The organism is Marinobacter daepoensis DSM 16072 (genome assembly GCF_000421165.1).
In the GTDB taxonomy this organism is placed as follows: domain Bacteria; phylum Pseudomonadota; class Gammaproteobacteria; order Pseudomonadales; family Oleiphilaceae; genus Marinobacter; species Marinobacter daepoensis.
This window is the reverse complement of record NZ_ATWI01000009.1, coordinates 579,587-598,967: the sequence shown is the minus strand read 5'-3', so window position 1 is coordinate 598,967 and position 19,381 is coordinate 579,587. Positions and strand designations below refer to the sequence as shown.

Annotated in this window: 24 protein-coding genes and 2 tRNA genes; 23 read left to right on the top strand and 3 right to left on the bottom strand. The window is 56.1% G+C overall.

Annotation, left to right across the window (positions count from 1 at the left end):
* Positions 1-26: 26 nt before the first annotated feature.
* The 13 genes from ruvC to nadA all read left to right on the top strand — a co-directional run bounded on the left by ruvC (position 27) and on the right by nadA (position 9,398).
* Positions 27-554 (top strand): crossover junction endodeoxyribonuclease RuvC, encoded by a 528-nt coding sequence (ruvC, locus tag K325_RS0108275; protein ID WP_029653797.1) that lies wholly within the window; start codon positions 27-29, stop codon positions 552-554.
* 30 nt (positions 555-584) lie between these two features.
* Positions 585-1,214, top strand: a complete 630-nt coding sequence (ruvA, locus tag K325_RS0108270) for a Holliday junction branch migration protein RuvA (RefSeq protein ID WP_029653796.1) — start codon at positions 585-587, stop codon at positions 1,212-1,214.
* 160 nt (positions 1,215-1,374) lie between these two features.
* Positions 1,375-2,406 (top strand): Holliday junction branch migration DNA helicase RuvB, encoded by a 1,032-nt coding sequence (ruvB, locus tag K325_RS0108265; protein WP_029653795.1) that lies wholly within the window; start codon positions 1,375-1,377, stop codon positions 2,404-2,406.
* Positions 2,399-2,824 (top strand): tol-pal system-associated acyl-CoA thioesterase, encoded by a 426-nt coding sequence (gene ybgC / locus K325_RS0108260; RefSeq protein WP_029653794.1) that lies wholly within the window; start codon positions 2,399-2,401, stop codon positions 2,822-2,824. The genes ruvB and ybgC overlap by 8 nt, the downstream gene beginning before the upstream one ends.
* A gap of 36 nt (positions 2,825-2,860) precedes the next feature.
* On the top strand, positions 2,861-3,550 hold the full coding sequence (gene tolQ / locus K325_RS0108255; protein WP_029653793.1) for a protein TolQ: 690 nt from the start codon (positions 2,861-2,863) through the stop codon (positions 3,548-3,550).
* A 44-nt stretch (positions 3,551-3,594) separates the two neighbouring features.
* On the top strand, positions 3,595-4,026 hold the full coding sequence (tolR, locus tag K325_RS0108250; RefSeq protein ID WP_029653792.1) for a protein TolR: 432 nt from the start codon (positions 3,595-3,597) through the stop codon (positions 4,024-4,026).
* 18 nt (positions 4,027-4,044) lie between these two features.
* Entirely contained in the window at positions 4,045-5,064 is a 1,020-nt protein-coding gene (gene tolA / locus K325_RS0108245; RefSeq protein WP_084694194.1) for a cell envelope integrity protein TolA, read from the top strand.
* Between the two features lie 80 nt (positions 5,065-5,144).
* Positions 5,145-6,401 (top strand): Tol-Pal system beta propeller repeat protein TolB, encoded by a 1,257-nt coding sequence (tolB, locus tag K325_RS0108240; protein WP_228128434.1) that lies wholly within the window; start codon positions 5,145-5,147, stop codon positions 6,399-6,401.
* Between the two features lie 55 nt (positions 6,402-6,456).
* Positions 6,457-7,026 carry a peptidoglycan-associated lipoprotein Pal gene (gene pal / locus K325_RS0108235; RefSeq protein ID WP_029653789.1) on the top strand — a complete coding sequence of 190 codons (570 nt, stop codon included), beginning with the start codon at positions 6,457-6,459 and terminating at the stop codon, positions 7,024-7,026.
* Between the two features lie 22 nt (positions 7,027-7,048).
* Positions 7,049-7,825 (top strand): tol-pal system protein YbgF, encoded by a 777-nt coding sequence (gene ybgF / locus K325_RS0108230; RefSeq protein WP_029653788.1) that lies wholly within the window; start codon positions 7,049-7,051, stop codon positions 7,823-7,825.
* Between the two features lie 112 nt (positions 7,826-7,937).
* Positions 7,938-8,013: transfer RNA gene (locus tag K325_RS0108225), tRNA-Lys, on the top strand.
* A 57-nt stretch (positions 8,014-8,070) separates the two neighbouring features.
* A tRNA-Lys gene (locus K325_RS0108220) sits at positions 8,071-8,146 on the top strand.
* A gap of 190 nt (positions 8,147-8,336) precedes the next feature.
* The gene (nadA, locus tag K325_RS0108215; protein WP_029653787.1) at positions 8,337-9,398 is read left to right on the top strand and encodes a quinolinate synthase NadA; all 1,062 of its coding nucleotides are present in this window, start codon (positions 8,337-8,339) and stop codon (positions 9,396-9,398) included.
* Positions 9,399-9,406: 8 nt separating this feature from the next.
* Here nadA and K325_RS0108210 read toward each other — a convergent pair whose 3' ends face one another.
* Positions 9,407-10,876, bottom strand: coding sequence for a M48 family metalloprotease (locus K325_RS0108210; protein WP_029653786.1), 1,470 nt, complete (start codon positions 10,874-10,876; stop codon positions 9,407-9,409).
* 156 nt (positions 10,877-11,032) lie between these two features.
* Here K325_RS0108210 and K325_RS0108205 point away from each other — a divergent pair, with 156 nt between their 5' ends.
* Together K325_RS0108205 and K325_RS0108200 are read left to right on the top strand one after the other, a co-directional pair.
* Complete coding sequence (locus K325_RS0108205) at positions 11,033-11,260, top strand: sulfurtransferase TusA family protein (RefSeq protein ID WP_029653785.1); 228 nt, start codon at positions 11,033-11,035, stop codon at positions 11,258-11,260.
* A gap of 15 nt (positions 11,261-11,275) precedes the next feature.
* Positions 11,276-12,352: an AI-2E family transporter gene (locus K325_RS0108200; RefSeq protein ID WP_029653784.1), complete on the top strand. Its 1,077-nt coding sequence runs from the start codon at positions 11,276-11,278 to the stop codon at positions 12,350-12,352.
* 9 nt (positions 12,353-12,361) lie between these two features.
* Here K325_RS0108200 and K325_RS0108195 read toward each other — a convergent pair whose 3' ends face one another.
* Positions 12,362-12,829 (bottom strand): peroxiredoxin, encoded by a 468-nt coding sequence (locus K325_RS0108195; RefSeq protein ID WP_029653783.1) that lies wholly within the window; start codon positions 12,827-12,829, stop codon positions 12,362-12,364.
* A 74-nt stretch (positions 12,830-12,903) separates the two neighbouring features.
* Here K325_RS0108195 and dapA point away from each other — a divergent pair, with 74 nt between their 5' ends.
* Genes dapA through K325_RS0108170 form a run of 5 tightly spaced genes read left to right on the top strand, consistent with a single transcriptional unit; the run spans position 12,904 to position 17,491 of the window.
* Entirely contained in the window at positions 12,904-13,782 is an 879-nt protein-coding gene (gene dapA, locus K325_RS0108190) for a 4-hydroxy-tetrahydrodipicolinate synthase (protein ID WP_029653782.1), read from the top strand.
* A 32-nt stretch (positions 13,783-13,814) separates the two neighbouring features.
* A complete protein-coding gene (bamC, locus tag K325_RS0108185) occupies positions 13,815-14,909 on the top strand; it encodes an outer membrane protein assembly factor BamC (protein WP_029653781.1) in 1,095 nt (364 codons plus the stop codon).
* A gap of 41 nt (positions 14,910-14,950) precedes the next feature.
* Positions 14,951-15,664: a phosphoribosylaminoimidazolesuccinocarboxamide synthase gene (gene purC, locus K325_RS0108180; protein ID WP_029653780.1), complete on the top strand. Its 714-nt coding sequence runs from the start codon at positions 14,951-14,953 to the stop codon at positions 15,662-15,664.
* Between the two features lie 32 nt (positions 15,665-15,696).
* Positions 15,697-16,431 (top strand): TIGR04219 family outer membrane beta-barrel protein, encoded by a 735-nt coding sequence (locus K325_RS0108175; RefSeq protein ID WP_029653779.1) that lies wholly within the window; start codon positions 15,697-15,699, stop codon positions 16,429-16,431.
* 52 nt (positions 16,432-16,483) lie between these two features.
* Complete coding sequence (locus tag K325_RS0108170; protein WP_029653778.1) at positions 16,484-17,491, top strand: NAD-dependent epimerase; 1,008 nt, start codon at positions 16,484-16,486, stop codon at positions 17,489-17,491.
* Positions 17,492-17,542: 51 nt separating this feature from the next.
* Here K325_RS0108170 and K325_RS0108165 read toward each other — a convergent pair whose 3' ends face one another.
* A complete protein-coding gene (locus K325_RS0108165; RefSeq protein ID WP_029653777.1) occupies positions 17,543-18,349 on the bottom strand; it encodes an RluA family pseudouridine synthase in 807 nt (268 codons plus the stop codon).
* A gap of 170 nt (positions 18,350-18,519) precedes the next feature.
* Here K325_RS0108165 and K325_RS18375 point away from each other — a divergent pair, with 170 nt between their 5' ends.
* Genes K325_RS18375 through K325_RS0108150 form a run of 3 tightly spaced genes read left to right on the top strand, consistent with a single transcriptional unit; the run spans position 18,520 to position 19,376 of the window.
* Positions 18,520-18,693 carry a DUF2897 family protein gene (locus K325_RS18375; RefSeq protein ID WP_084694193.1) on the top strand — a complete coding sequence of 58 codons (174 nt, stop codon included), beginning with the start codon at positions 18,520-18,522 and terminating at the stop codon, positions 18,691-18,693.
* 42 nt (positions 18,694-18,735) lie between these two features.
* Positions 18,736-19,083, top strand: a complete 348-nt coding sequence (locus K325_RS18250) for a CPCC family cysteine-rich protein (RefSeq protein ID WP_051146597.1) — start codon at positions 18,736-18,738, stop codon at positions 19,081-19,083.
* The gene (locus K325_RS0108150; RefSeq protein ID WP_029653775.1) at positions 19,080-19,376 is read left to right on the top strand and encodes an antibiotic biosynthesis monooxygenase family protein; all 297 of its coding nucleotides are present in this window, start codon (positions 19,080-19,082) and stop codon (positions 19,374-19,376) included. The genes K325_RS18250 and K325_RS0108150 overlap by 4 nt, the downstream gene beginning before the upstream one ends.
* The last annotated feature ends 5 nt before the right edge of the window (positions 19,377-19,381 follow it).

The following is a 19,381-nucleotide window of genomic DNA, read 5'->3' as shown; positions in this document are numbered from 1 at the left end:
TTGCCAGTTGAGAGGCGGCCGCGCTGATGGCCATCATCATGGGCGTGGACCCGGGTTCCCGTATTACCGGGTACGGCATCATTCGTGCCGAAGGGCGCACTATGGAGTACCTCGACAGTGGCTGTATTCGCGTTGGTGAGAAACCCATGGCAGAGCGCCTTCAGACTATTTTTCACAGTCTGGCGTTGCTGATCGGCGAGTATCGCCCGGAAGAATTTGCCATCGAACAGGTGTTCATGGCCCGGAACCCGGACTCCGCACTCAAGCTGGGCCAGGCCAGGGGAGCTGCGATTGTCAGCGCCGCCAACAGTGGCCTGGCAGTGCATGAGTATTCCGCCCGCCAGGTCAAGCAAGCCGTTGTTGGCACAGGTGGCGCCGATAAATCTCAGGTGCAGCATATGGTGCAGGCACTTCTGAGCCTGTCCCGAAAGCCTCAGGCGGATGCAGCGGATGCACTGGCCATTGCGCTTTGCCATGCCCATATGAATCAAAGTGTCTTACGAGTGGCCCGAACCGGGGGTCGGGTAAGAAGCGGGCGCGTGCGCCAACCATAAACGGCTGGATGCCAAGACAGGAGAGTCCATTTGATTGGTCGAATCCGTGGGATGCTGATTGAGAAGTCTCCCGGGCAGGCGCTGGTGGAGTGCGCGGGTCTGGGGTATGAAACTGACATTCCCTACACCACGTTTTTTAATCTGCCGGAGGTTGGGCAGGAAGTTACCCTTCATACTCATTTTGTTGTCCGTGAGGATGCCCAGAGCCTGTTTGGGTTTGCCTCCCGCCTGGACAGGGACCTTTTCCGGCTGCTGATCAAGGTGAACGGGGTGGGGCCAAAGCTGGCGGTGGGTATTCTGTCGGGGCTCGATGCCCGTCAGTTCATCCGATGCATCGAAGCGAGGGATGCAAACTCCCTGGTTAAATTGCCGGGCATTGGCAAGAAAACGGCTGAGCGATTGCTGATTGAGATGACGGACCGCATCGGGCAGTTGGAAGGGCAGTTCGTGCCTTTGGCTTCGGAATCCGGGGCGGCTCTGGATACGGCCGTTCCTGCCGCCGGGGCAGACGATCCGAGAGAGGAGGCGGAGGCGGCGCTCATTGCGTTGGGGTACAAGCCGCAGGAAGCGTCGAAAGCCATCGGAAAAATCGCCGAGCCAGACATGAGCCGGGAGACACTGATTCGCCTTGCCTTGAAGAACATGATTCCCGCCGGGTAACCCCCGGCGTTTTTGTATCAGTTGAGGGCGCGTGCACTATGACACCAATGTGTATAGAGCGTAACGTGACTCGCAACAGACCCTTTGTACAATTGGGGCAACCTGACCATCCGGGGCAACCAATGGGCACGTTGTTTATCCCCCGTAATCGGATAATGACATGATTGAATCAGACCGACTGATATCGGCCAAGGCCGGAGAGTATGAGGAAGTGCAGGATCGGGCCATTCGTCCGACGCTGCTCTCTGAGTATGTTGGTCAGCCCACCGTGCGCGAACAGATGGAGATTTTTATCTCTGCCGCGCGGGGCCGTCAGGAAGCCCTGGATCATGTTCTTATTTTCGGCCCGCCAGGTCTTGGTAAAACAACGCTGGCAAACATCATTGCCAATGAGATGGGGGTGGCTATCAAGACCACGTCCGGCCCGGTTCTGGAAAAGGCGGGGGACCTCGCCGCTATGCTCACGAACCTGGAAGAAGGTGATGTGCTGTTTATTGATGAGATTCATCGCCTGAGTGCTGCCGTGGAAGAGGTGCTTTATCCCGCCATGGAAGACTATCAGCTGGATATCATGATCGGGGAAGGGCCGGCGGCACGGTCTATCAAGCTGGATCTGCCGCCTTTCACGTTGGTGGGAGCCACCACCCGTGCGGGACTCCTGACATCCCCCCTCAGGGATCGTTTTGGCATCGTTCAGCGTCTGGAGTTCTACAATCATCAGGATCTCACTCATATCATCGCCCGCTCTGCACGCCTGTCGTCGGTCGAGATCGAAGAGGCTGGCGCCTTTGAGATTGCCCGTCGGTCCCGGGGGACGCCGCGGATCGCCAACCGGTTGCTTCGGAGGGTGAGGGATTACGCGGAAGTGCGGTCAAATGGCCGGATTACTGCTGAGATTGCGGATCAGGCCCTGAACATGCTGAAAGTAGACAATCAGGGGTTCGATCATATGGATCGTCGCCTGTTGCTTGCCATGATTGAGAAATTTGATGGCGGCCCGGTCGGAGTGGAAAGTCTGGCGGCAGCAATCAGTGAGGAGCGGGGCACCATCGAAGATGTGCTGGAGCCATTCCTGATACAGCAAGGGTTCATGGTGCGGACACCCCGGGGGCGTATGGTGACATCGAACGCTTATCAGCATTTTGGTGTTGTCGGGCCAAAGTCTGGTCGGGAGGATGATTCTTTTGAGTGAATCTCCTGATATCGGGATTCTTGAGCTACCTATTCGTGTGTATATTGAGGATACAGACGCCGGTGGTATTGTCTTCCATGCAAAATATTTGCATTACATGGAGCGCGCCAGAACGGAGTGGGTGAGGCATCAGGGCGTGGGCCTTCGGGCGGGTCTTGAAGACAACATCAGTTACGTGGTTCAGAAAATGAATCTGCATTACCGGGTGCCAGCCAGGTTGGATGATGAGCTGCTGGTTACGGCGGAGTTGGTGGGCGCTTCCCGGGTTTGGATGGGATTCCGGCAATGCGTATACCGGGCCAGTGGCCGAGAGCTGCTGTGCGAAGCAGACGTGCGGGTTGCCTGTGTTGCTCTGGACACCGGAAAGCCCAGGCGCTTCCCGGAAAACATGCAGGATGTTCTTAAGAAGTTCTCATAATCTATTGAAAAATATAAAGCTACTTGGGAGTAAACAGTGGAAGCGGAACTGTCAGTCTGGCACCTGATTTCAAACGCCGGGATATTGGTACAGCTGGTCATGCTGTTGCTGATGCTCGCATCGGTCGTTTCCTGGGCGCTGATTTTCCAGCGCCTGCAGGTCTTCAGAAAAGCTCGGCAAGCACAACTGGAGTTCGAGGACCGGTTCTGGTCCGGTATGGATCTCGGTCAACTCTACAAAGAGGTGAGTGCAGAGCCCACGCCGTTCTCAGGCATGGAGGCGGTGTTTCGTGCCGGGTTCAAAGAATTCTCCCGCTTGCGTCAGCAAAGTCGTGACGCCGATGCCGTCATGGAAGGGACTCAGCGGGCCATGCGGGTGGCATTTTCCCGAGAGCAGGAGCGACTGGAGACCCATCTTCCATTTCTGGCAACCGTCGGGTCAACCAGTCCGTATGTGGGCCTGTTTGGTACGGTTTGGGGGATTATGAACTCATTCCGGGGGCTGGCTCAGGTTCAGCAGGCGACGCTTGCTACGGTTGCTCCAGGGATTTCAGAAGCTCTGATTGCGACCGCTATGGGTTTGTTTGCAGCGATCCCGGCGGTTATTGCCTACAACCGGTTTTCCGCCATGTCTGATGCTTTGCTCAAGAACTATGAAACGTTCGCAGAGGAGTTTTCCAGCATCCTGCACCGCCGGGTCCATAACAGTGAGCAAACCGCAGCGTAAGTGGCTGGCTGTGACAGGAGGTTAGCGTGAGGAAAGGTATGGGAATGATGCCTCAGCAGCGGCGTAAGCCAATGTCTGAGATCAACGTGGTCCCTTACATTGATGTGATGCTGGTGCTTCTGGTGATTTTCATGGTGACTGCGCCCATGCTGACGCAGGGCGTGAAAGTGGATTTGCCGGAAACCACCTCTGATCCGATTCAGCAGGATAAGGACGTAGAATCCATTACCGTGTCAGTCGACAGTAACGGCGCATACTTTCTTGAAGTCGGGGATGATGCCAGCGAACCGATGGCGCTCGACGAAGTGCGGAATCAGGTGGCAAAGATTCTGTCACAGAGAACCAATGGCGAAGTGCTGGTGCGAGGGGATGAATACGTCGACTATGGGGTGGTTGTGCGCCTGATGGCAGAACTTCAGGCGGCAGGCGCAACCGGTATTGGACTGATAACCGACGCACCGAATGATAACCAGTAACAGGATGGTGGTGACATTTTGAAAGGTCACAAGCGGGACATCCTCAGCTCGGGAAAGGCACCACTGAAATCGCCGGTTGCGGTCTCTGTGGCTTTGCATCTGTTGGTGTTCGGGGTCGCCCTGGCGGGGTGGTCCTGGAGTACGCCTCCCGAACCTGAGCCCAGAAGTATCTCGGCCAGGTTGATAAGCCCGGAGCCCCGGCCTTCACCCGTGGTTGAGGAAAAAGATCAGCCGGACAAGGATCGGGAGCGAAAGCAGGCGGAAGCTCAGGAGCGCCAACGGGTTCAGGAAGAGAAAGCCCGGAAGGAAGCCGAGAAAAAGGCGCAGGAAGAAGCTCAGCGCCGAGAGGAAGAGCGTCGCCGACAAGAGGCGCAGGCACAGGAGTTGGCTGAAAAGCAGGCCCGGGAGCGAGAGGCTGCCCGCCAGAAGGCCGAGGCTGAAGCCAAAGAACGTGAGCGGCAGAAAGCGGAAGAAGAGCGTCGCAAGCAGGAAGAGGTGAAGCGCCGGGCTGAGGAAGAAAAACGGCGCCAGGAAGAGCAGCGTCGCAAAGAGGCCGCTGAGCAGGAGCGAAGGGAAGAAGAGGCTCGCAAGAAAGAGGCGGAAAAGAAACGCCTGGAAGCAGAGCGGCGGCTTAGGGAGCAGCAGTTAGAAGCTTTGGCCGAACAGGCGAGCCAGGACCGCGAAGCCGAAGCTCGCAAGCAGCAAGAAGCTGCTGCCGCGCGTGCCCGGGAAGCGCAGATGCTGAGCGAAAGTGAGAAGTATCAGGCCTTGATTCGTGAACGGCTTAGCCAGGCCTGGTATCCGCCGTCTTCGGCCACGGAAAACATGACCGCCAGATTACAGATTACCCTGTTGCCGACAGGAGAGTTGGTTGGCGTTAAGTTGATCAGTGGGAGCGGGAACACGGCGTTTGACAACTCGGCACTGAGTGCGGTCCGATCTTTGAATCGCTACCCCATTCCGGAGAATCGTGACACCTTTGAGCGTTATTTCCGCCAGTTCACGATTGAGTTCAATCCCAAGAAAATGCGGCGATAAGGCTGATGATGCTTATGACAGACAGAAAGTTTTGTCTTGACCGAATACTCAAAACCCCGGCCATTGTGTGGCTGGCCCTGATGCTGACATTGCCGTCGGGCGCTCGGGCGGAGCTTCTGATCCGAATTACGGAGGGCGCAAGTTCGGCGATTCCGATTGCCGTAGTGCCTTTTGCTGAAAGCGGCAGCATGCCGGCGGGCGATAAGGTCAGCAGCGTGGTGCAATCGGACCTGACCATGAGCGGTGAATTCCGTCCCCTCGAGCCATCCAGAATGCTGAGCCTCCCGTCGGAGCGTTCAGAAGTCTACTTCCGGGATTGGCGGCTTCTTGGGCAGCGGTACGTGCTCGTGGGCCAGCTTACCCGCAATGGCGACCGGGTTCAGGCCCGCTATGAGCTGTTTGATGTCAATCAGGAGAAACGGGTGCTGGGAGAAACGGCTGCAGCGCCCGCCGGCAACGTGCGTTCGCTGGCGCATCACATCAGTGACCGGGTTTATGAGGCTATCACCGGAGTTGAGGGTGTCTTCTCAACCAAGCTGGCCTATATAACCGTGAGCGGGCAGGGCGATCAGACGCGCTACCGCCTTCAGGTCAGTGATGTCGACGGAAAGCGTGCCAAGATTCGCCTTGAAAGCCGTGAGCCGATTCTGTCACCGGCATGGTCTCCTGATGGCAAGAAGCTCGCGTATGTCTCGTTTGAGACGGGAAAACCGGTGATTTTTGTCCATGAACTGGCCACAGGTGAGCGCCAGAAAGTGTCGGACTTGCCGGGGCTTAATTCGGCACCGGCCTGGTCAGCCGATGGCCGTTCCCTGTTAATGACGTTGTCCCGTGATGGCAATGCCGAAATCTATAGCAAGGATCTGGCCAGCGGAAAGCTGAGCCGGTTGACCAATCATTGGGCCATTGATACCGAAGCGGCGTGGGATCATTCTGATCGTGGCATCTACTTTACGTCGGATCGGTCCGGTGGCCCTCAGATTTATCATATGGAACGCCCGGGCGCCGAACCGCGTCGGATTACCTTCGGAAGTCGCTATAACGCCCGGCCGCGACCGAGCCCGACGGGTGACTACGTGTACTACGTTCATCAGCGTGACCGGTCGTTTCACATTGCCAGAATGAATCTGGAAAATGGTGAGGAGTCTGTGATTACGCGCACTGGCTCGGATGAGTCGCCCAGTGTGTCTCCGAATGGCCGGTTGCTGATTTATGCAACACGGCAGGAGGGGGAAGGAGTGTTAACCGTGGTGTCTGCAGACGGCGGCGCGGCATACAGTCTCCCGGCCTCGGAAGGAGAGGTGCGGGAGCCGGCCTGGGGTCCGGTCACCCGATAGGTACGTACTGAACCCATTCATTAAAACCAAGAGCTGAAAAAGAGGAAGTAATATGATGAAGACGTCTGTATCTGCCAAAGCATTTGCCATGCTCCTGTCCGCAGGTCTGGTTGCGGGTTGTAGCTCCACAGGTGAAACGGTTGATGAGGGAGGTTACGGCTCCGACGTAGCGGCCATCGATCAGGACGGTGGCTCCACCGTGTACGGTGGCGATGACGGTTCCGGGATTTCCAGTTCAGGTCTGACCGATGAAGAGCGTCAGGCAGCTCAGGAGCAAGCGGAGCAGCAAGCACTGCGTGACATTACGGTTTTCTACTTTGATTTCGATACGTCTGAAATCAAGCCAGACACCCGTGATGTGTTGGTAGCCCATGCCCGTTACCTGGCCGACAACCCGCGCAGTCAGGTGCGTCTGGAAGGTCATGCGGATGAGCGTGGCACCAAAGAGTACAACCTGGCTCTGGGTGAGCGTCGTGCCAATGCCGTACAACGCTTCCTGATTGTAAACGGCGTTTCCCGTGGCCAGATTGAAACCATCAGCTATGGTGAAGAAAAGCCGGCTGTGCGTGGTGGAACCGAGAGTGCACATGCTCAGAACCGTCGCGTAGAGCTGGTGTTCCCGTAAAACCGAACGGACGGACGTTTCCATGAGAAAACAACTCATGGCGGCCGTGCTTCTCCCGCTGGGCATTGGCCTGGCGGGAGTTACCCAGGCACAGTCGTCCACACCTGCCTATCAGAACACGAGCTCCGAAGCCCAGCGCAAGGCTGGAAACAGTCAGGCAACGGCGGAGCTGTTCTACATGATTCAGCAGTTGCAGCGAGAGGTCAGAGACCTTCGGGGCAAGGTTGAGGGGCAGGAACATCAGATTACCCGCCTGCAGCAGCAGGGAAGGGATCGTTACGTTGATCTGGATCAGCGGATACTGGAGCTTTCCAAATCCATTGAAAACCGGGAGGCAGCGGCCGGTCAGCCAGATTCCGAAAGCGCGGACGGTAACGGCGGGCGGCTGACTCCGGCCCGGGTGTATCGTTCTCCGGAAGCTGAAGAGCAGGAGCGCTACAATCAGATCATTGACCTGATTCGCAACAAAAAGGACTTTGACTCGGCCATCACGCAGCTATACGAGTTTGTCGACAAATACCCGGAAGGGGATCTGACGGTCAATGCCTACTACTGGTTGGGAGAGGTATACCTGGCCAAGCCGCAGCTGGAGCAGGCTCAGCAGGCTTTTACTATCGTATCGACTCGGTATGCGGATCACCGAAAAGCGCCAGATGCGGTCTACAAGCTTGGGGTAACATTGGATAAGCTTGGTGAGAAAAGTGAGGCCCGGCGGCGGATGAACATGGTGGTTCAGCAGTATCCGAAGTCAGGGGCGGCAGATCTTGCAAAGAAATACCTGGAGTCCAATCAGGGTTGACTGGATTTTGGTCAGGTTGCCTACATCTTGACCGATTGATAAAAAAAATTGGCTCACCCCAAAAAAAGGGGTTGATCACCAAAAAAATATCAGTAATATGTGCGCCTCGTTTGGGTCGTTAGCTCAGTTGGTAGAGCAGTTGGCTTTTAACCAATTGGTCGAAGGTTCGAATCCTTCACGACCCACCAAATTCAGAGTAGCCGTTTTGGCGGGGCTCGCTGGATGAAAAGCCAGCATACAGTTATGGGTCGTTAGCTCAGTTGGTAGAGCAGTTGGCTTTTAACCAATTGGTCGAAGGTTCGAATCCTTCACGACCCACCAATAAGGCAGGCCAAGCAATAGGGTTTGCGAAAAAAAGAGCCGAAAGGCTCTTTTTTTTTGCCTTCAAAAACCCAATGGTGGTGGCAGAATGAAAACCGTCCCGTGGCCTATCACAGATAGGTTTCACGGCCATGAATCAAAAGGCAGAAGTGGTATACTCTGGCCGTGAACGTCAATCAGAGAATAAACGATGACTAAAGCGCAAGACCGCATTCTGGTTCAGGAACATCTCGCCCACGCGGCGGAACCCAAACCCCTGAGCGCCTCCGAAAAAGCAGAGCTGGAGGCCAGGATCAAGGTGGCTCTGAAGGAGAAGGATGCCGTTCTGGTTGCGCACTACTACACCGACCCGGATATTCAGCGACTGGCTGAAGAAACCGGCGGCTGTGTGGCCGACTCACTGGAGATGGCGCGCTTTGGTAACCAGCACCCGGCATCGACTGTCGTTGTGGCAGGGGTTCGTTTCATGGGGGAGACGGCAAAGATCCTTAATCCGGAGAAGCGGGTGTTGATGCCAACGCTCGAAGCTACGTGTTCCCTGGATATTGGTTGCCCGGCAGATGAATTCTCCGCCTTCTGTGATCAGCACCCGGACCGCACGGTGGTGGTTTACGCCAATACCTCAGCGGCGGTGAAAGCTCGCGCTGACTGGGTCGTGACCTCCAGCTGTGCCCAGGCCATCGTTGAGCATCTGGATGCGAAAGGGGAGAAAATCCTGTGGGCGCCGGATAAGCATCTGGGGGGCTATGTCCAAAAGACCACGGGGGCGGATGTCCTGCTTTGGGATGGCTCCTGCATCGTGCATGAGGAGTTCAAATTCCGGGGGCTGGAAGATCTCAAGGCTCTGTATCCGGATGCGGCGGTTCTGGTGCATCCGGAATCACCTGATGCGGTGGTTCAGATGGCCGATGTGATTGGTTCAACCTCCCAGTTGATCCACGCCGTGCAGACGTTGCCGAACGACGAGTTCATTGTTGCTACCGACAACGGTATTTTCTACAAGATGCAGCAACTGGCGCCGAGCAAGACGTTGATTGAGGCGCCCACGGCTGGCAACGGAGCTACCTGTCGCAGCTGTGCTCACTGCCCCTGGATGGCCATGAATGGCCTGGAGAACCTGCTTCAGGTTCTTGAATCAGGGGATCAGGAGGTGCTGGTGGATGAGGGCTTGCGAGAGGATGCATTGCGCCCGCTGCGGCGAATGCTGGACTTTACGGCCAATATGAACCTCAAGGCGGCGGGCAACGCCTGAGCGCCTGATCAACCGGCTTCGCGTGCCTGAAGCCGGTTGGTGAGTTCTCCAAGGCGCTCGCTGACCACCTGCCGCTCGGCAGACCCGGCGGGCAGCTTCTCCTGAGCCTGGCGCAGTTGGCGCTGGGCGGATTTCAGGTCACCCATCAGTACATCGTATTCGGCTCTTGCCCGATGCACGCCAACAATATTTCTTGCCACGCCTTCGGCTTCTGCCAGTCTGAGCCAGAGTTGCTCCTGGCCGGGCAGGCGTCGAGTGAGTTCCCGCAGATAGTCGGAGGCCGTTGCGCCATTGCCGTCAGCCAGTTCCGTGGCAGCCAGCGTTACGGTTATCGGGTAGTTGCCCGGGTTTCGCGCCAGGGCCTGCGTCAGCAGGTTTCTGGCATCGCTGTATCGTTTCTGGCTGATCAGTGTTTCGGCCAGTGAAACCTGAAGAGTAATGCGCCCGGGATTGGCTTCCAGAAGTTTTCTCAGCAGCTGTTCAGCATCCTGATAACGGCGGCTCTGGTGATAGGCTACGGCCAGTCCATAGCGAATGGCATCGTTGTGCTGCGTCTCTTCCTGGTTGAGATAGTTCTCAAAGGTCTCTGCTGCTTTCTCCGGTGACTTGCTGTAATGCACCTGGAGGCGGCTGCGGACAAGGTGATATTCCTGCCCATCCTGGATTTTGGTGTCGGGGTATTGCTCCGCCCGGTTGCGGCTGTCGGCCACCCGATTCTGTGTCAGGGGGTGAGTCGAAAGGTATTCCGGAAGCCGGTTCCCTTGTAGCCGGTTCTGGCGCATCATGATTTCAAACATTTCCGGCATGCCGCGGGGGTCCATTCCTGCGCTGGCCAGAATGTCCATACCGACCCGGTCGGCTTCCTGCTCATGCGCCCGGCTGTAAGCCAGCATGTTCTGTACGGTCAGTGCCTGGGTGCCTGCGATGGCGGCAATGCCAATGTCGGATTGAGTAACTGCAGACAGTACGATGCCGGCGATCATGCCGGCCAGGGTAAGTGGTGCGCTGGTTTCCTGCTGTTGCATTCGGCGGGCAAAATGCCGTTGGCTCAGGTGAGCCAGTTCGTGGGCCAGTACAGAGGCAAATTGCTGTTCCGTGGTGGCGTTCAGGAACAGGCCGCCGTTAACGCCAACAACCCCTCCTGGTACGGCGAAGGCGTTAATGGCCGGGCTGTCGATGATAACCAGCTTCAGGTCCCGGTTATCCAGAGGGGCGGAGGGGACGAGGCGATAGATGATCGAACTCAGGTAATCATAGACCAGAGGGTCCTGCAGCTGCGGTGCTGAGCGCCGGATGGAGGACATCACCTGTTGTCCGATATCGGCTTCCAGTTGTCCGGAAATGAGCCCGCCACTGCCTCCGATGCTCGGGAGATCGGACGACTGGGCGTAGGCGGTCGGGAGCGCGGGTGCCATCAGGAGCGACAGAAGCAGAGCTCTGGCCCAGGAGCGATGGCGGTTGTTGCGATGGAGGTTCATGTGTCTGAAAGTACCCTGAATCCAGATTGCCCGTTTGACAAGGCGGCTCCCGGCAAGTTCTCAGGAGCATTACCAACTCTTGTGATGCAATAGAGTAACACCAGCGGCATAATGCGTGCCTGATTACTGTATTAAACGTAATGGTAACGGCTGAATATGTCTGACAAAACCCTGGATGCGACCGGTTTGCGTTGTCCCATGCCGCTTCTGAAAACGAAGCTGGAACTCAATGCCATGGCTCCCGGGCAGGAGCTGGAGGTGGTGGCCACCGACACAGGTTCGAAACGGGATATCCCGGCGTGGCTTGCGCTATCGTCCCATACTCTTGTCAGCCAATCGGAGAGTAATGGGGAGTACCGTTTCGTGATAAAGTGCGGCGGTTAATTTCCGGAGTCATTCATGGTCAGAATTCTGCGTGGTCTAGCCCACAAATATTTTTCAGACGAAGAAGCCGTTATCCTGTTCCTGCTTCTGGTGGCCGGAACGGTCTTCATCATCTGGTTCGGGGCCATGCTGGCTCCAGCCATCGCCTCGCTGATTGTCGCGTTTATTCTTCAGGGGCTGGTTGCCAAGCTCAATCGCCTGGGCGTGCCGGAGCTCTTTGCCGTAATCGGTGTGTTCGTGGTGTTTCTGGGTGTGCTTGTCGGGTTCATCTTTGGTTTGCTGCCGTTGATCTGGACCCAGCTCAGTAACCTGGCGGGCGAGGCGCCGAGAATTATTCGGGAGTTGCAGTCCTATCTGGAGGTTTTGCCCGAAGAGTATCCTCATCTGGTGTCTGTGGAAACGGTCAATACCATGTACCAGCAGATTTCTCAGGAGGTGGGCCATCTGACTCAGTGGCTGGTTTCGTTCTCGCTGTCGAGCATCCCGGATCTTGTGGCATTGCTGATATACATGGTGCTTGTGCCGATACTGGTCTTTTTCTTCCTGAAAGATCGTCAGGTGCTGGTTAACTCGATTGCCCATCTGTTGCCGCCCCAGAGACCGATGATGGTCAGAATCTGGCATGAAGTGAATCTCCAGTGTGCCAATTATGTCCGGGGAAAGGCGGTCGAAATTCTCATTGTGGGCGGTGTGACTTATGTTGCCTTCAAGTTTCTGGGGATGCCCTACGCCGCGCTGCTGTCCTTGCTGGTAGGGCTCAGTGTGGTGATTCCCTACATCGGTGCGGCGGTTGTCACGATTCCGGTTGCGGTGATCGCGTTGTTTGCCTTCGGGTGGGGGAGTCACTTCATCTGGGTGATGGTGGTCTATGGCGTTATTCAGGCGCTGGATGGGAACGTTCTGGTTCCTATTCTGTTCTCGGAAGTGAATAACCTGCACCCCGTGGCCATTATTGTGGCGGTGTTGTTCTTCGGTGGTATCTGGGGCTTGTGGGGGGTGTTCTTTGCCATCCCGCTGGCAACCATGCTCAAAGCGGTTTTTGCGGCATGGCCGGTGAAGGATATGCCCCCAGCACCAGCCACTGGCGAGTAAACGAGGTCGTTACAGGGTTTTGACGGCCTCCAGCACCTCGTCGGCGTGGCCTTTGACCTTCACGCCGCGCCATTCCTTGCGCAGAACGCCTTCCTTGTCGATCAGGAAGGTGCTGCGCTCAATCCCCAGGTGTTCCTTGCCATAGAGCTTCTTAAGCTTGATGACATCGAACAGCTTGCACAGTGTTTCCTCTTTGTCTGTAATCAGATGGAAGCGGAAGTCGTGCTTGGCCCGGAAGTTCTCGTGGGCTTTCAGGCCGTCTCGGGAGACGCCGAAGATGTCGGTATCCAGAGCGCTGAAGGCGTCCATCCGGTCGCGGAAGTCCTGGCCTTCCGTTGTGCACCCGGGTGTGTTGTCTTTTGGGTAGAAGTAGATAACGATGTTCCGGCCCTTCAGGTTGGACAACTGGACCGTTTGATCGCCGGTTGCTTCTGCCTGAAAATCGGGCACGGGTTGATTCAATGCTGCGGATGACATGACATCTCCTTTAATTCCCTTGTGTCAGTTCGAGCCCAACATTACCATATCGGTTTTATCTGGACGGAGCTTTTATGATTACGGGTAGCCTTGTCGCACTGGTCACGCCCATGCATCCAAACGGTGACATTCACTGGGAGGAGCTGGACAAACTGGTGGACTTCCATATTGACAACGGCACGCATGGCATTGTGGCCGTGGGTACCACCGGCGAATCCGCAACCCTTGATCCGGAAGAACATATCCGGACCATCGGGCATATCATAAAACGCGTGGACGGTCGGATTCCCGTCATTGCCGGCACAGGTGGTAATAGTACGCGTGAAGCCATCTGGCTGACCACCGAAGCGCAGAAAGCTGGTGCAGATGCCTGTCTGCTCGTGGTGCCGTACTACAACAAACCTACTCAGGAAGGCTTGTACCAGCATTTCAAGGCGATTGCCGAAGCGGTTCCGGGGATGAATCAGATTCTCTACAACGTACCGGGCCGTACCGCCTGCGATATGTTGAATGAAACCGTGGTCCGTCTGGCTGACATCCCGAACATTATCGGTATCAAGGATGCGACCGGAAACATCCCCCGGGGCACCGAGCTGATTGAAGCACTGAATGGCCGCCTGGCGGTTTATTCGGGCGACGATGCGACGGCGGCAGATCTCATGCTGGCAGGCGCAAAAGGAAACGTGTCGGTGACCGCCAACGTTGCTCCCAAATCAATGGCCCAGCTTTGTGAAGCGGCTGTTGCGGGCAACGAGGAAGAAACTCGTCGGTTGAATGAGCTGCTGATGCCCCTGAACCGGAAGCTGTTCCTTGAAGCGAACCCGATTCCGGTAAAATGGGCGTTGTTCCGCATGGGCATGATCGGTGAAGGTATCCGTCTGCCGCTGACACTGCTCAGTGAAAAGTTCCACGGTGAAGTGGAAGACGCGCTCAAGGCCTCGGGTGTTCTCTGAGGCCAACCGTTACCGTAAACCGGAGTAACCCGATGCAGGTTCCTGCAAGAGCCCGTGAAAAAGTCTTGTTTGTCAGTCGCCCTGTGGCAGCCATGCTGCTGTCGGGCGCTCTGGTTGGCTGCAGTCTGATTGATGACCGGTCAGAAGGTTATGTTGACGCGCAGGAAGGTCAGCCGATCCAGATTCCCGAGGGGCTGGACTCCTCCCGGGTGGGGGAGGCGATGCCGATCCGTACGATCAGCACCGACGATTCCCGCGGTCTTTACCCGTCATCCATACCCCGTCCACCGGACATGACCTCTGAGATCCTTGATCAGAATTATGTGATTGAAGAGCTGGACGACCGTATCTGGTTGTTGGTTAACGAGGTACCGGGGCGGCTGTGGCCCGTGGTCGGTGCCTGGATGAGTGAACGCGGTCTCGGGGTAGCGTATGACAGCCCCCAGTTAGGTATTTTTCAGAGTGAACTGGCCAACTACAGCATGCGCAGCCGGCGTCTGCTGGGGATGGAAAGTGACGCGACAGCCGCAGAGCCCAAAGTACTCCTTCAGGTTCGTCTGGCGCCGGGCATTCGCCGCAAGACCACGGAGATCCGTGTTCGGATACTGGAACTGGGGAGTACGCCCGGGGAGCTTGTGGCCTGGGAAAGTGATGACGGCGCCGGAAGAACGCCCGGGCAGCAGCAGCGAGAGCTGCTGACAGAACTGGGTGAGTTTCTGAAGGAGCGGGAAGACAGCAAATCCTTCTCCCGGGCGGCCTCTGGTATGGTCTCCAAGCCGCTGGTTCGCCTTTTGTCGGAGGCTGAAGAAGCCGTTGCCATCCGGGTTGATCTGGACTTTGGGCGTACCTGGGCGGAAGTGAACCGATCACTGGAAGATATGGCGCTGCCCATCCTCGATCTGAACCGCAGCGAGGGCTGGCTACAGGTTGATTTCCGGACCGAAGAGGAACGCAGTCCCGGATGGTTCTCCTGGTTCAGCGACGCTGGCAAACCGGTTCACACGCACACAATCCGGATTCAGCAATCTGGCGACGCCATGAGCGTGACAGCGGAGCGGCAGGACAGCTATGAGGGCGAACGTACCTCGTCAGATCTGCTCACACAATTATTTGAACATCTGTATTGATTAACGGGGTGGCGCTGGCCACCAACCGTTTGGAGAAGGTAATGGAAAAGCGCGAAGAGCTATACGCTGGCAAGGCAAAATCAGTCTACCGCACTGACGATCCGGAACGCTTTGTTCTGGTGTTCCGGGATGATACCTCAGCGTTTGATGGTGAGAAAAAAGAACAGCTGAACCGGAAAGGCATGGTGAACAACAAGTTCAACGCGTTCATTATGGAAAAACTGGAAGCCGCCGGGGTTCCTACCCATTTTGAGGGTTTGCTGTCTGACACCGAGTCTCTGGTCAAGAAGCTGGACATGATTCCGGTAGAGTGTGTGGTCCGCAACGTTTCTGCGGGTAGCCTGTGTCGTCGCCTGGGCGTGGAAGAAGGGCAGGAGCTGACGCCGCCAACGTTTGAGCTGTTCCTGAAAAACGATGAATTGCACGACCCCATGGTGAACGAGTCACTGGCAGTCAGTTTCGGTTGGGCGAAGGACACAGAACTGGCCCGGATGAAGGAACTGACCTACAAAGTAAATGATGTTCTCAAAAAACTGTTTGACGACGCCGGTATGCTGCTGGTCGACTATAAGCTTGAGTTCGGGCGTAGCGGTGGTCAGATTGTGTTGGGGGATGAGTTCAGCCCGGATGGTTGCCGTATCTGGGACAAGGAAACCCGGAAGAAAATGGATAAGGATCGCTTTCGTCAGGGCCTTGGCGACGTGATTGAAACCTATGAAGAAGTCGGTCGCCGTCTTGGCATTCGTTTTGACTGACCTGGCAATACAACCAAAAAAACGGGTGCGTTATGCGTAAACTGATGATTGTTGTGGGTGGTTCACTGGCTCTTGCGGCACCGCTTGCGAGTGCGGATATCCTGGGCGTTGGTGCGACCGTGAGTTACTGGGATTCCGATTTTTCCGGCGAAGTGGTTAACAAGGATTCCGCCGTTGATATTGAGAAAGATCTCGACCTCGACAGTGACAGCAACGCTAACTTTACCGCTTTCTTTGAGCATCCGATCCCGGTTCTGCCGAACGTACGGTTGAATTACACCAGCATTTCCCAGAGTGGAAATGGTGAAATTGGTCCCGAAGGCTTTGATGGCATTTTTAGCGCGGATGTTCGTTCTGAGCTGGATATAGACCAGTTTGACGCGACTTTCTACTATGAAGTGCTGGATAACTGGGTCAATCTGGATCTTGGGCTGACGGCTCGAAAATTTGATGGCGAGCTGGTCGTCCGGGATACGGTGATTGGTGGTCGGGTGAGTAAAACCTCCGTTGATGCAGTAGTGCCGATGGGGTACCTTGCTGCCCGCTTTGATTTACCGTTTACCGGCGTCTCCGTGGGCGCGGAAGGTAACGTCATCAGTTTTGACGGCGATTCACTTCACGATTTTAACGCCTATGGTCAGTACGAAATCGCGATGCTGCAGCTGAGAGCGGGCTACCGTCAGATGTCAATCGATTATGAGGACGATGACGACAAACTGGATGTCGAATTGTCCGGGCCGTTCGCCAGTGTTGGCGTGGCTTTCTGATCAGGACAGATACAAAGGCGCCTTCGGGCGCCATTTTCATGGAGAACAGAACTTGAAAATCCTCGTTACGGGAACCGCCGGTTTCATCGGCTCGCATCTTGCCCATCGTCTGCTGGATCGTGGTGATGAAGTGATCGGTGTGGACAACGTCAACGATTATTACGACGTTAATCTCAAGGAAGCCCGCCTGGCTCGTTTGCTGAACAAGCCAGGGTTCACGGAAGTACGCCAGGATGTGGCTGATCGCGATGCCATGGAAGCCTTGTTTCGTGAGCACAAGCCGGAGCGGGTGGTCCATCTCGCAGCACAGGCCGGAGTTCGTTACTCGCTGGAAAACCCGCATGCCTATGTGGATGCCAATCTGGTGGGGTTCATGAACATACTGGAGGGGTGCCGCCACAATGGTGTCGAGCACCTGGTGTATGCCTCCAGCAGTTCCGTATACGGTGCCAATGAAAGCATGCCTTTTTCGGTGCATGACAACGTAGACCATCCTCTCAGCCTGTATGCGGCTTCCAAGAAAGCCAATGAGCTGATGGCGCATACCTACAGTCATCTGTATAACTTGCCGACCACCGGGCTCAGGTTCTTTACCGTGTATGGCCCCTGGGGCCGGCCAGATATGGCGCTGTTTATCTTTACCAAAAAGATTCTGGCGGGCGAGCCGATTGACGTCTTCAACCACGGCCATCACAGACGGGATTTCACGTACATTGATGACATTGTGGAAGGGGTTATCCGGACCCTCGATAACGTTGCTCAGCCCAACGATGCCTGGAGTGGATCACTGCCTGATCCGGGCACCAGCAAAGCACCTTATCGAATCTACAACATCGGCAGCAATAATCCGGTGGAGTTGTCCCGCTTTATCGAAATCATCGAAGAGCGTCTGGGTAAGAAGGCCGAGAAGAACCTGTTGCCGCTGCAGCCGGGGGATGTGCCAGCCACTTATGCCAATGTGGACGACCTGATTGATGATGTTGGCTATAAACCAGCCACTTCGGTGGAAGAGGGGATTGCTAACTTTGTCGACTGGTACCGGGATTTCTACAAAGCCTGACCTGTAAGCAAACGATTGATAAGGCCAGCGTTACGCTGGCCTTTTTGCGTTTCAGGGACGGGGAACCGGTGCGGAGAACGTCAGGTGTTGTCCTGTAAAGGGGCACTGGAAAGCCAGTTGTATTGCGACAAGCTGCAAGCCCTCCGCATCCGGAGTGCCGTATAACCGGTCGCCTACGATGGCGTGGCCAATACCCGCCAGGTGGCGGCGAATCTGGTGTTTCCGGCCGGTTTCAATGGCAACTTCCACCAGGGTTCTTGCTGGCTCCTCCGGCTGTATCTCCAGCGTGGTCACTCGGCTAACGGAAGGTTTGCCATCCAGCGCCTGGTCGATCAGCTGTTGATTGCTCTCAAGAGCCCCCGTTACGGTGGCCCGATAGATTTTCGTCATGGTTCGACCGGCAAATAGCTCTGACAGAGCGGCGGCGGCTTTGCCGTCGTGAGCAATCAGCATCAGGCCGGCGGCATCCGCATCTAGCCGGTGGACCAGAAAGCAGGGGTGATTCAGTCTTGTTTCGGCGATGCGAAGCAAGCTGCAATGATCTCCCCACTGTGAGCCCTGAGACAGCAGGCCGTGGGGTTTGAACCAGACGCTGTATCGGCCTTTGTTTTCTATAAGGGAAGGGGGTTCGGGCGTTCTGGCCAATACCTGATCGTCATAGAACAACTGGATCCGCGTGCCTGGTTTCAGGTCACGTTTGGCTTTACGAAGCCGAACCTGCTTGCCTTTTTGTACCCACCAGCACGCGCCTTTTGCCATGGCGTCTTTTATCCGCTGCTTGGGCAGGCCAGAGGCACTGGCCAGAGCATCAACGGCCGTTATCGGGCTCTCGACCTTCACATCAACTTGTTTGCGCATGGCTGTTCAGATCCGGAGACATGGAGTGGGACAAAGGAGTGTGAGGCAATAGTACGGAGCGGGCCAAAGCTCGACAAGCCGTTTTCGCCTGCCAAGGGCTTTGGCCAGCGAGTTTATGGTGGCGTCGGGCAAGTGTACACTGGTAACCATCGCCCCTGGGAGATACTGAGATGCCAATGATTGGATGGTTGTTCATTTTCGCGGCTTTTGCGATGGTTGTCGGTAGCCTGTTGCTGCTGCGAGACACCGCCAATATGAAGCTGCCCAAGGAAAAGCTCGACCGTATTCGTGAGCGCAAAGCCGAGCAGGAACGCAAAGACCGACAGGATGAAAATACCTGGTAGCCATCTGGTTTCCTTCAGTGAGTCAGGACATTTGCAGAAACGATGAAACGAGAACGAGCCATCAATGGGTTATTCGCCTGCCCTTGCTGCGGTTATGCGACGCTGGGAGACGCGGGCCGATATCACATTTGCGCCATTTGTTTCTGGGAAGACGATGGCCAGGATGACCCCGAGGAGAATGAGTGCTGGGGCGGGCCCAACTACGTGACATTAACGGAAGGGCGGGTGAACTTTCTGCAGCTCGGTGTCAGTGATCCAAAAGACAAATCCCACGTTCGCGAGCCAGCGCCGTCGGATATCAATATTCGAAAGTACACGCTGCGGAATGGGCGGGCGGTCAGTGCCACGATCATTCATAATCCAGGCAATAAACATGGAGTGGGGGAATGATCCGGATAGTGTATCGCTGGCGGGTAAAAGAAGAAGACTTTGCAAAGTTCCGGGAGGTGTGGGCTCGCACAACGAACCACATCCATGAGACCGTTCCGGGCGCCCTCGGGAGTTTTATGCTTCGTGGACCCGAAGATAAAACCGAGGTGCTCACGGTTGCGCGGTGGGATTCTCAGGACAGCTGGGAAGCCTTCTGGGTGGCCGACAATCCCTCGGAGATGGTTGGCATGCGCGAGATTGGCGAACGCCTTTCCGTTACTGTGTACGATGAGGTGGACGACTTCACTCGCTGACTACG

What these genes read in the sequence shown, in the direction of transcription:
- ruvC (WP_029653797.1), top strand. Translation starts at nt 27, where the DNA reads ATGGCCATCATCATGGGCGTGGACCCGGGTTCCCGTATTACCGGGTAC.
- ruvB (WP_029653795.1), top strand. Translation starts at nt 1,375, where the DNA reads ATGATTGAATCAGACCGACTGATATCGGCCAAGGCCGGAGAGTATGAG.
- tolR (WP_029653792.1), top strand. Translation starts at nt 3,595, where the DNA reads ATGATGCCTCAGCAGCGGCGTAAGCCAATGTCTGAGATCAACGTGGTC.
- tolB (WP_228128434.1), top strand. Translation starts at nt 5,145, where the DNA reads ATGCTGACATTGCCGTCGGGCGCTCGGGCGGAGCTTCTGATCCGAATT.
- pal (WP_029653789.1), top strand. Translation starts at nt 6,457, where the DNA reads ATGAAGACGTCTGTATCTGCCAAAGCATTTGCCATGCTCCTGTCCGCA.
- ybgF (WP_029653788.1), top strand. Translation starts at nt 7,049, where the DNA reads ATGAGAAAACAACTCATGGCGGCCGTGCTTCTCCCGCTGGGCATTGGC.
- nadA (WP_029653787.1), top strand. Translation starts at nt 8,337, where the DNA reads ATGACTAAAGCGCAAGACCGCATTCTGGTTCAGGAACATCTCGCCCAC.
- K325_RS0108210 (WP_029653786.1), bottom strand. Translation starts at nt 10,876, where the DNA reads ATGAACCTCCATCGCAACAACCGCCATCGCTCCTGGGCCAGAGCTCTG.
- K325_RS0108205 (WP_029653785.1), top strand. Translation starts at nt 11,033, where the DNA reads ATGTCTGACAAAACCCTGGATGCGACCGGTTTGCGTTGTCCCATGCCG.
- K325_RS0108200 (WP_029653784.1), top strand. Translation starts at nt 11,276, where the DNA reads ATGGTCAGAATTCTGCGTGGTCTAGCCCACAAATATTTTTCAGACGAA.
- K325_RS0108195 (WP_029653783.1), bottom strand. Translation starts at nt 12,829, where the DNA reads ATGTCATCCGCAGCATTGAATCAACCCGTGCCCGATTTTCAGGCAGAA.
- dapA (WP_029653782.1), top strand. Translation starts at nt 12,904, where the DNA reads ATGATTACGGGTAGCCTTGTCGCACTGGTCACGCCCATGCATCCAAAC.
- bamC (WP_029653781.1), top strand. Translation starts at nt 13,815, where the DNA reads ATGCAGGTTCCTGCAAGAGCCCGTGAAAAAGTCTTGTTTGTCAGTCGC.
- purC (WP_029653780.1), top strand. Translation starts at nt 14,951, where the DNA reads ATGGAAAAGCGCGAAGAGCTATACGCTGGCAAGGCAAAATCAGTCTAC.
- K325_RS0108175 (WP_029653779.1), top strand. Translation starts at nt 15,697, where the DNA reads ATGCGTAAACTGATGATTGTTGTGGGTGGTTCACTGGCTCTTGCGGCA.
- K325_RS0108165 (WP_029653777.1), bottom strand. Translation starts at nt 18,349, where the DNA reads ATGCGCAAACAAGTTGATGTGAAGGTCGAGAGCCCGATAACGGCCGTT.
- K325_RS18375 (WP_084694193.1), top strand. Translation starts at nt 18,520, where the DNA reads ATGCCAATGATTGGATGGTTGTTCATTTTCGCGGCTTTTGCGATGGTT.
- K325_RS18250 (WP_051146597.1), top strand. Translation starts at nt 18,736, where the DNA reads ATGAAACGAGAACGAGCCATCAATGGGTTATTCGCCTGCCCTTGCTGC.
- K325_RS0108150 (WP_029653775.1), top strand. Translation starts at nt 19,080, where the DNA reads ATGATCCGGATAGTGTATCGCTGGCGGGTAAAAGAAGAAGACTTTGCA.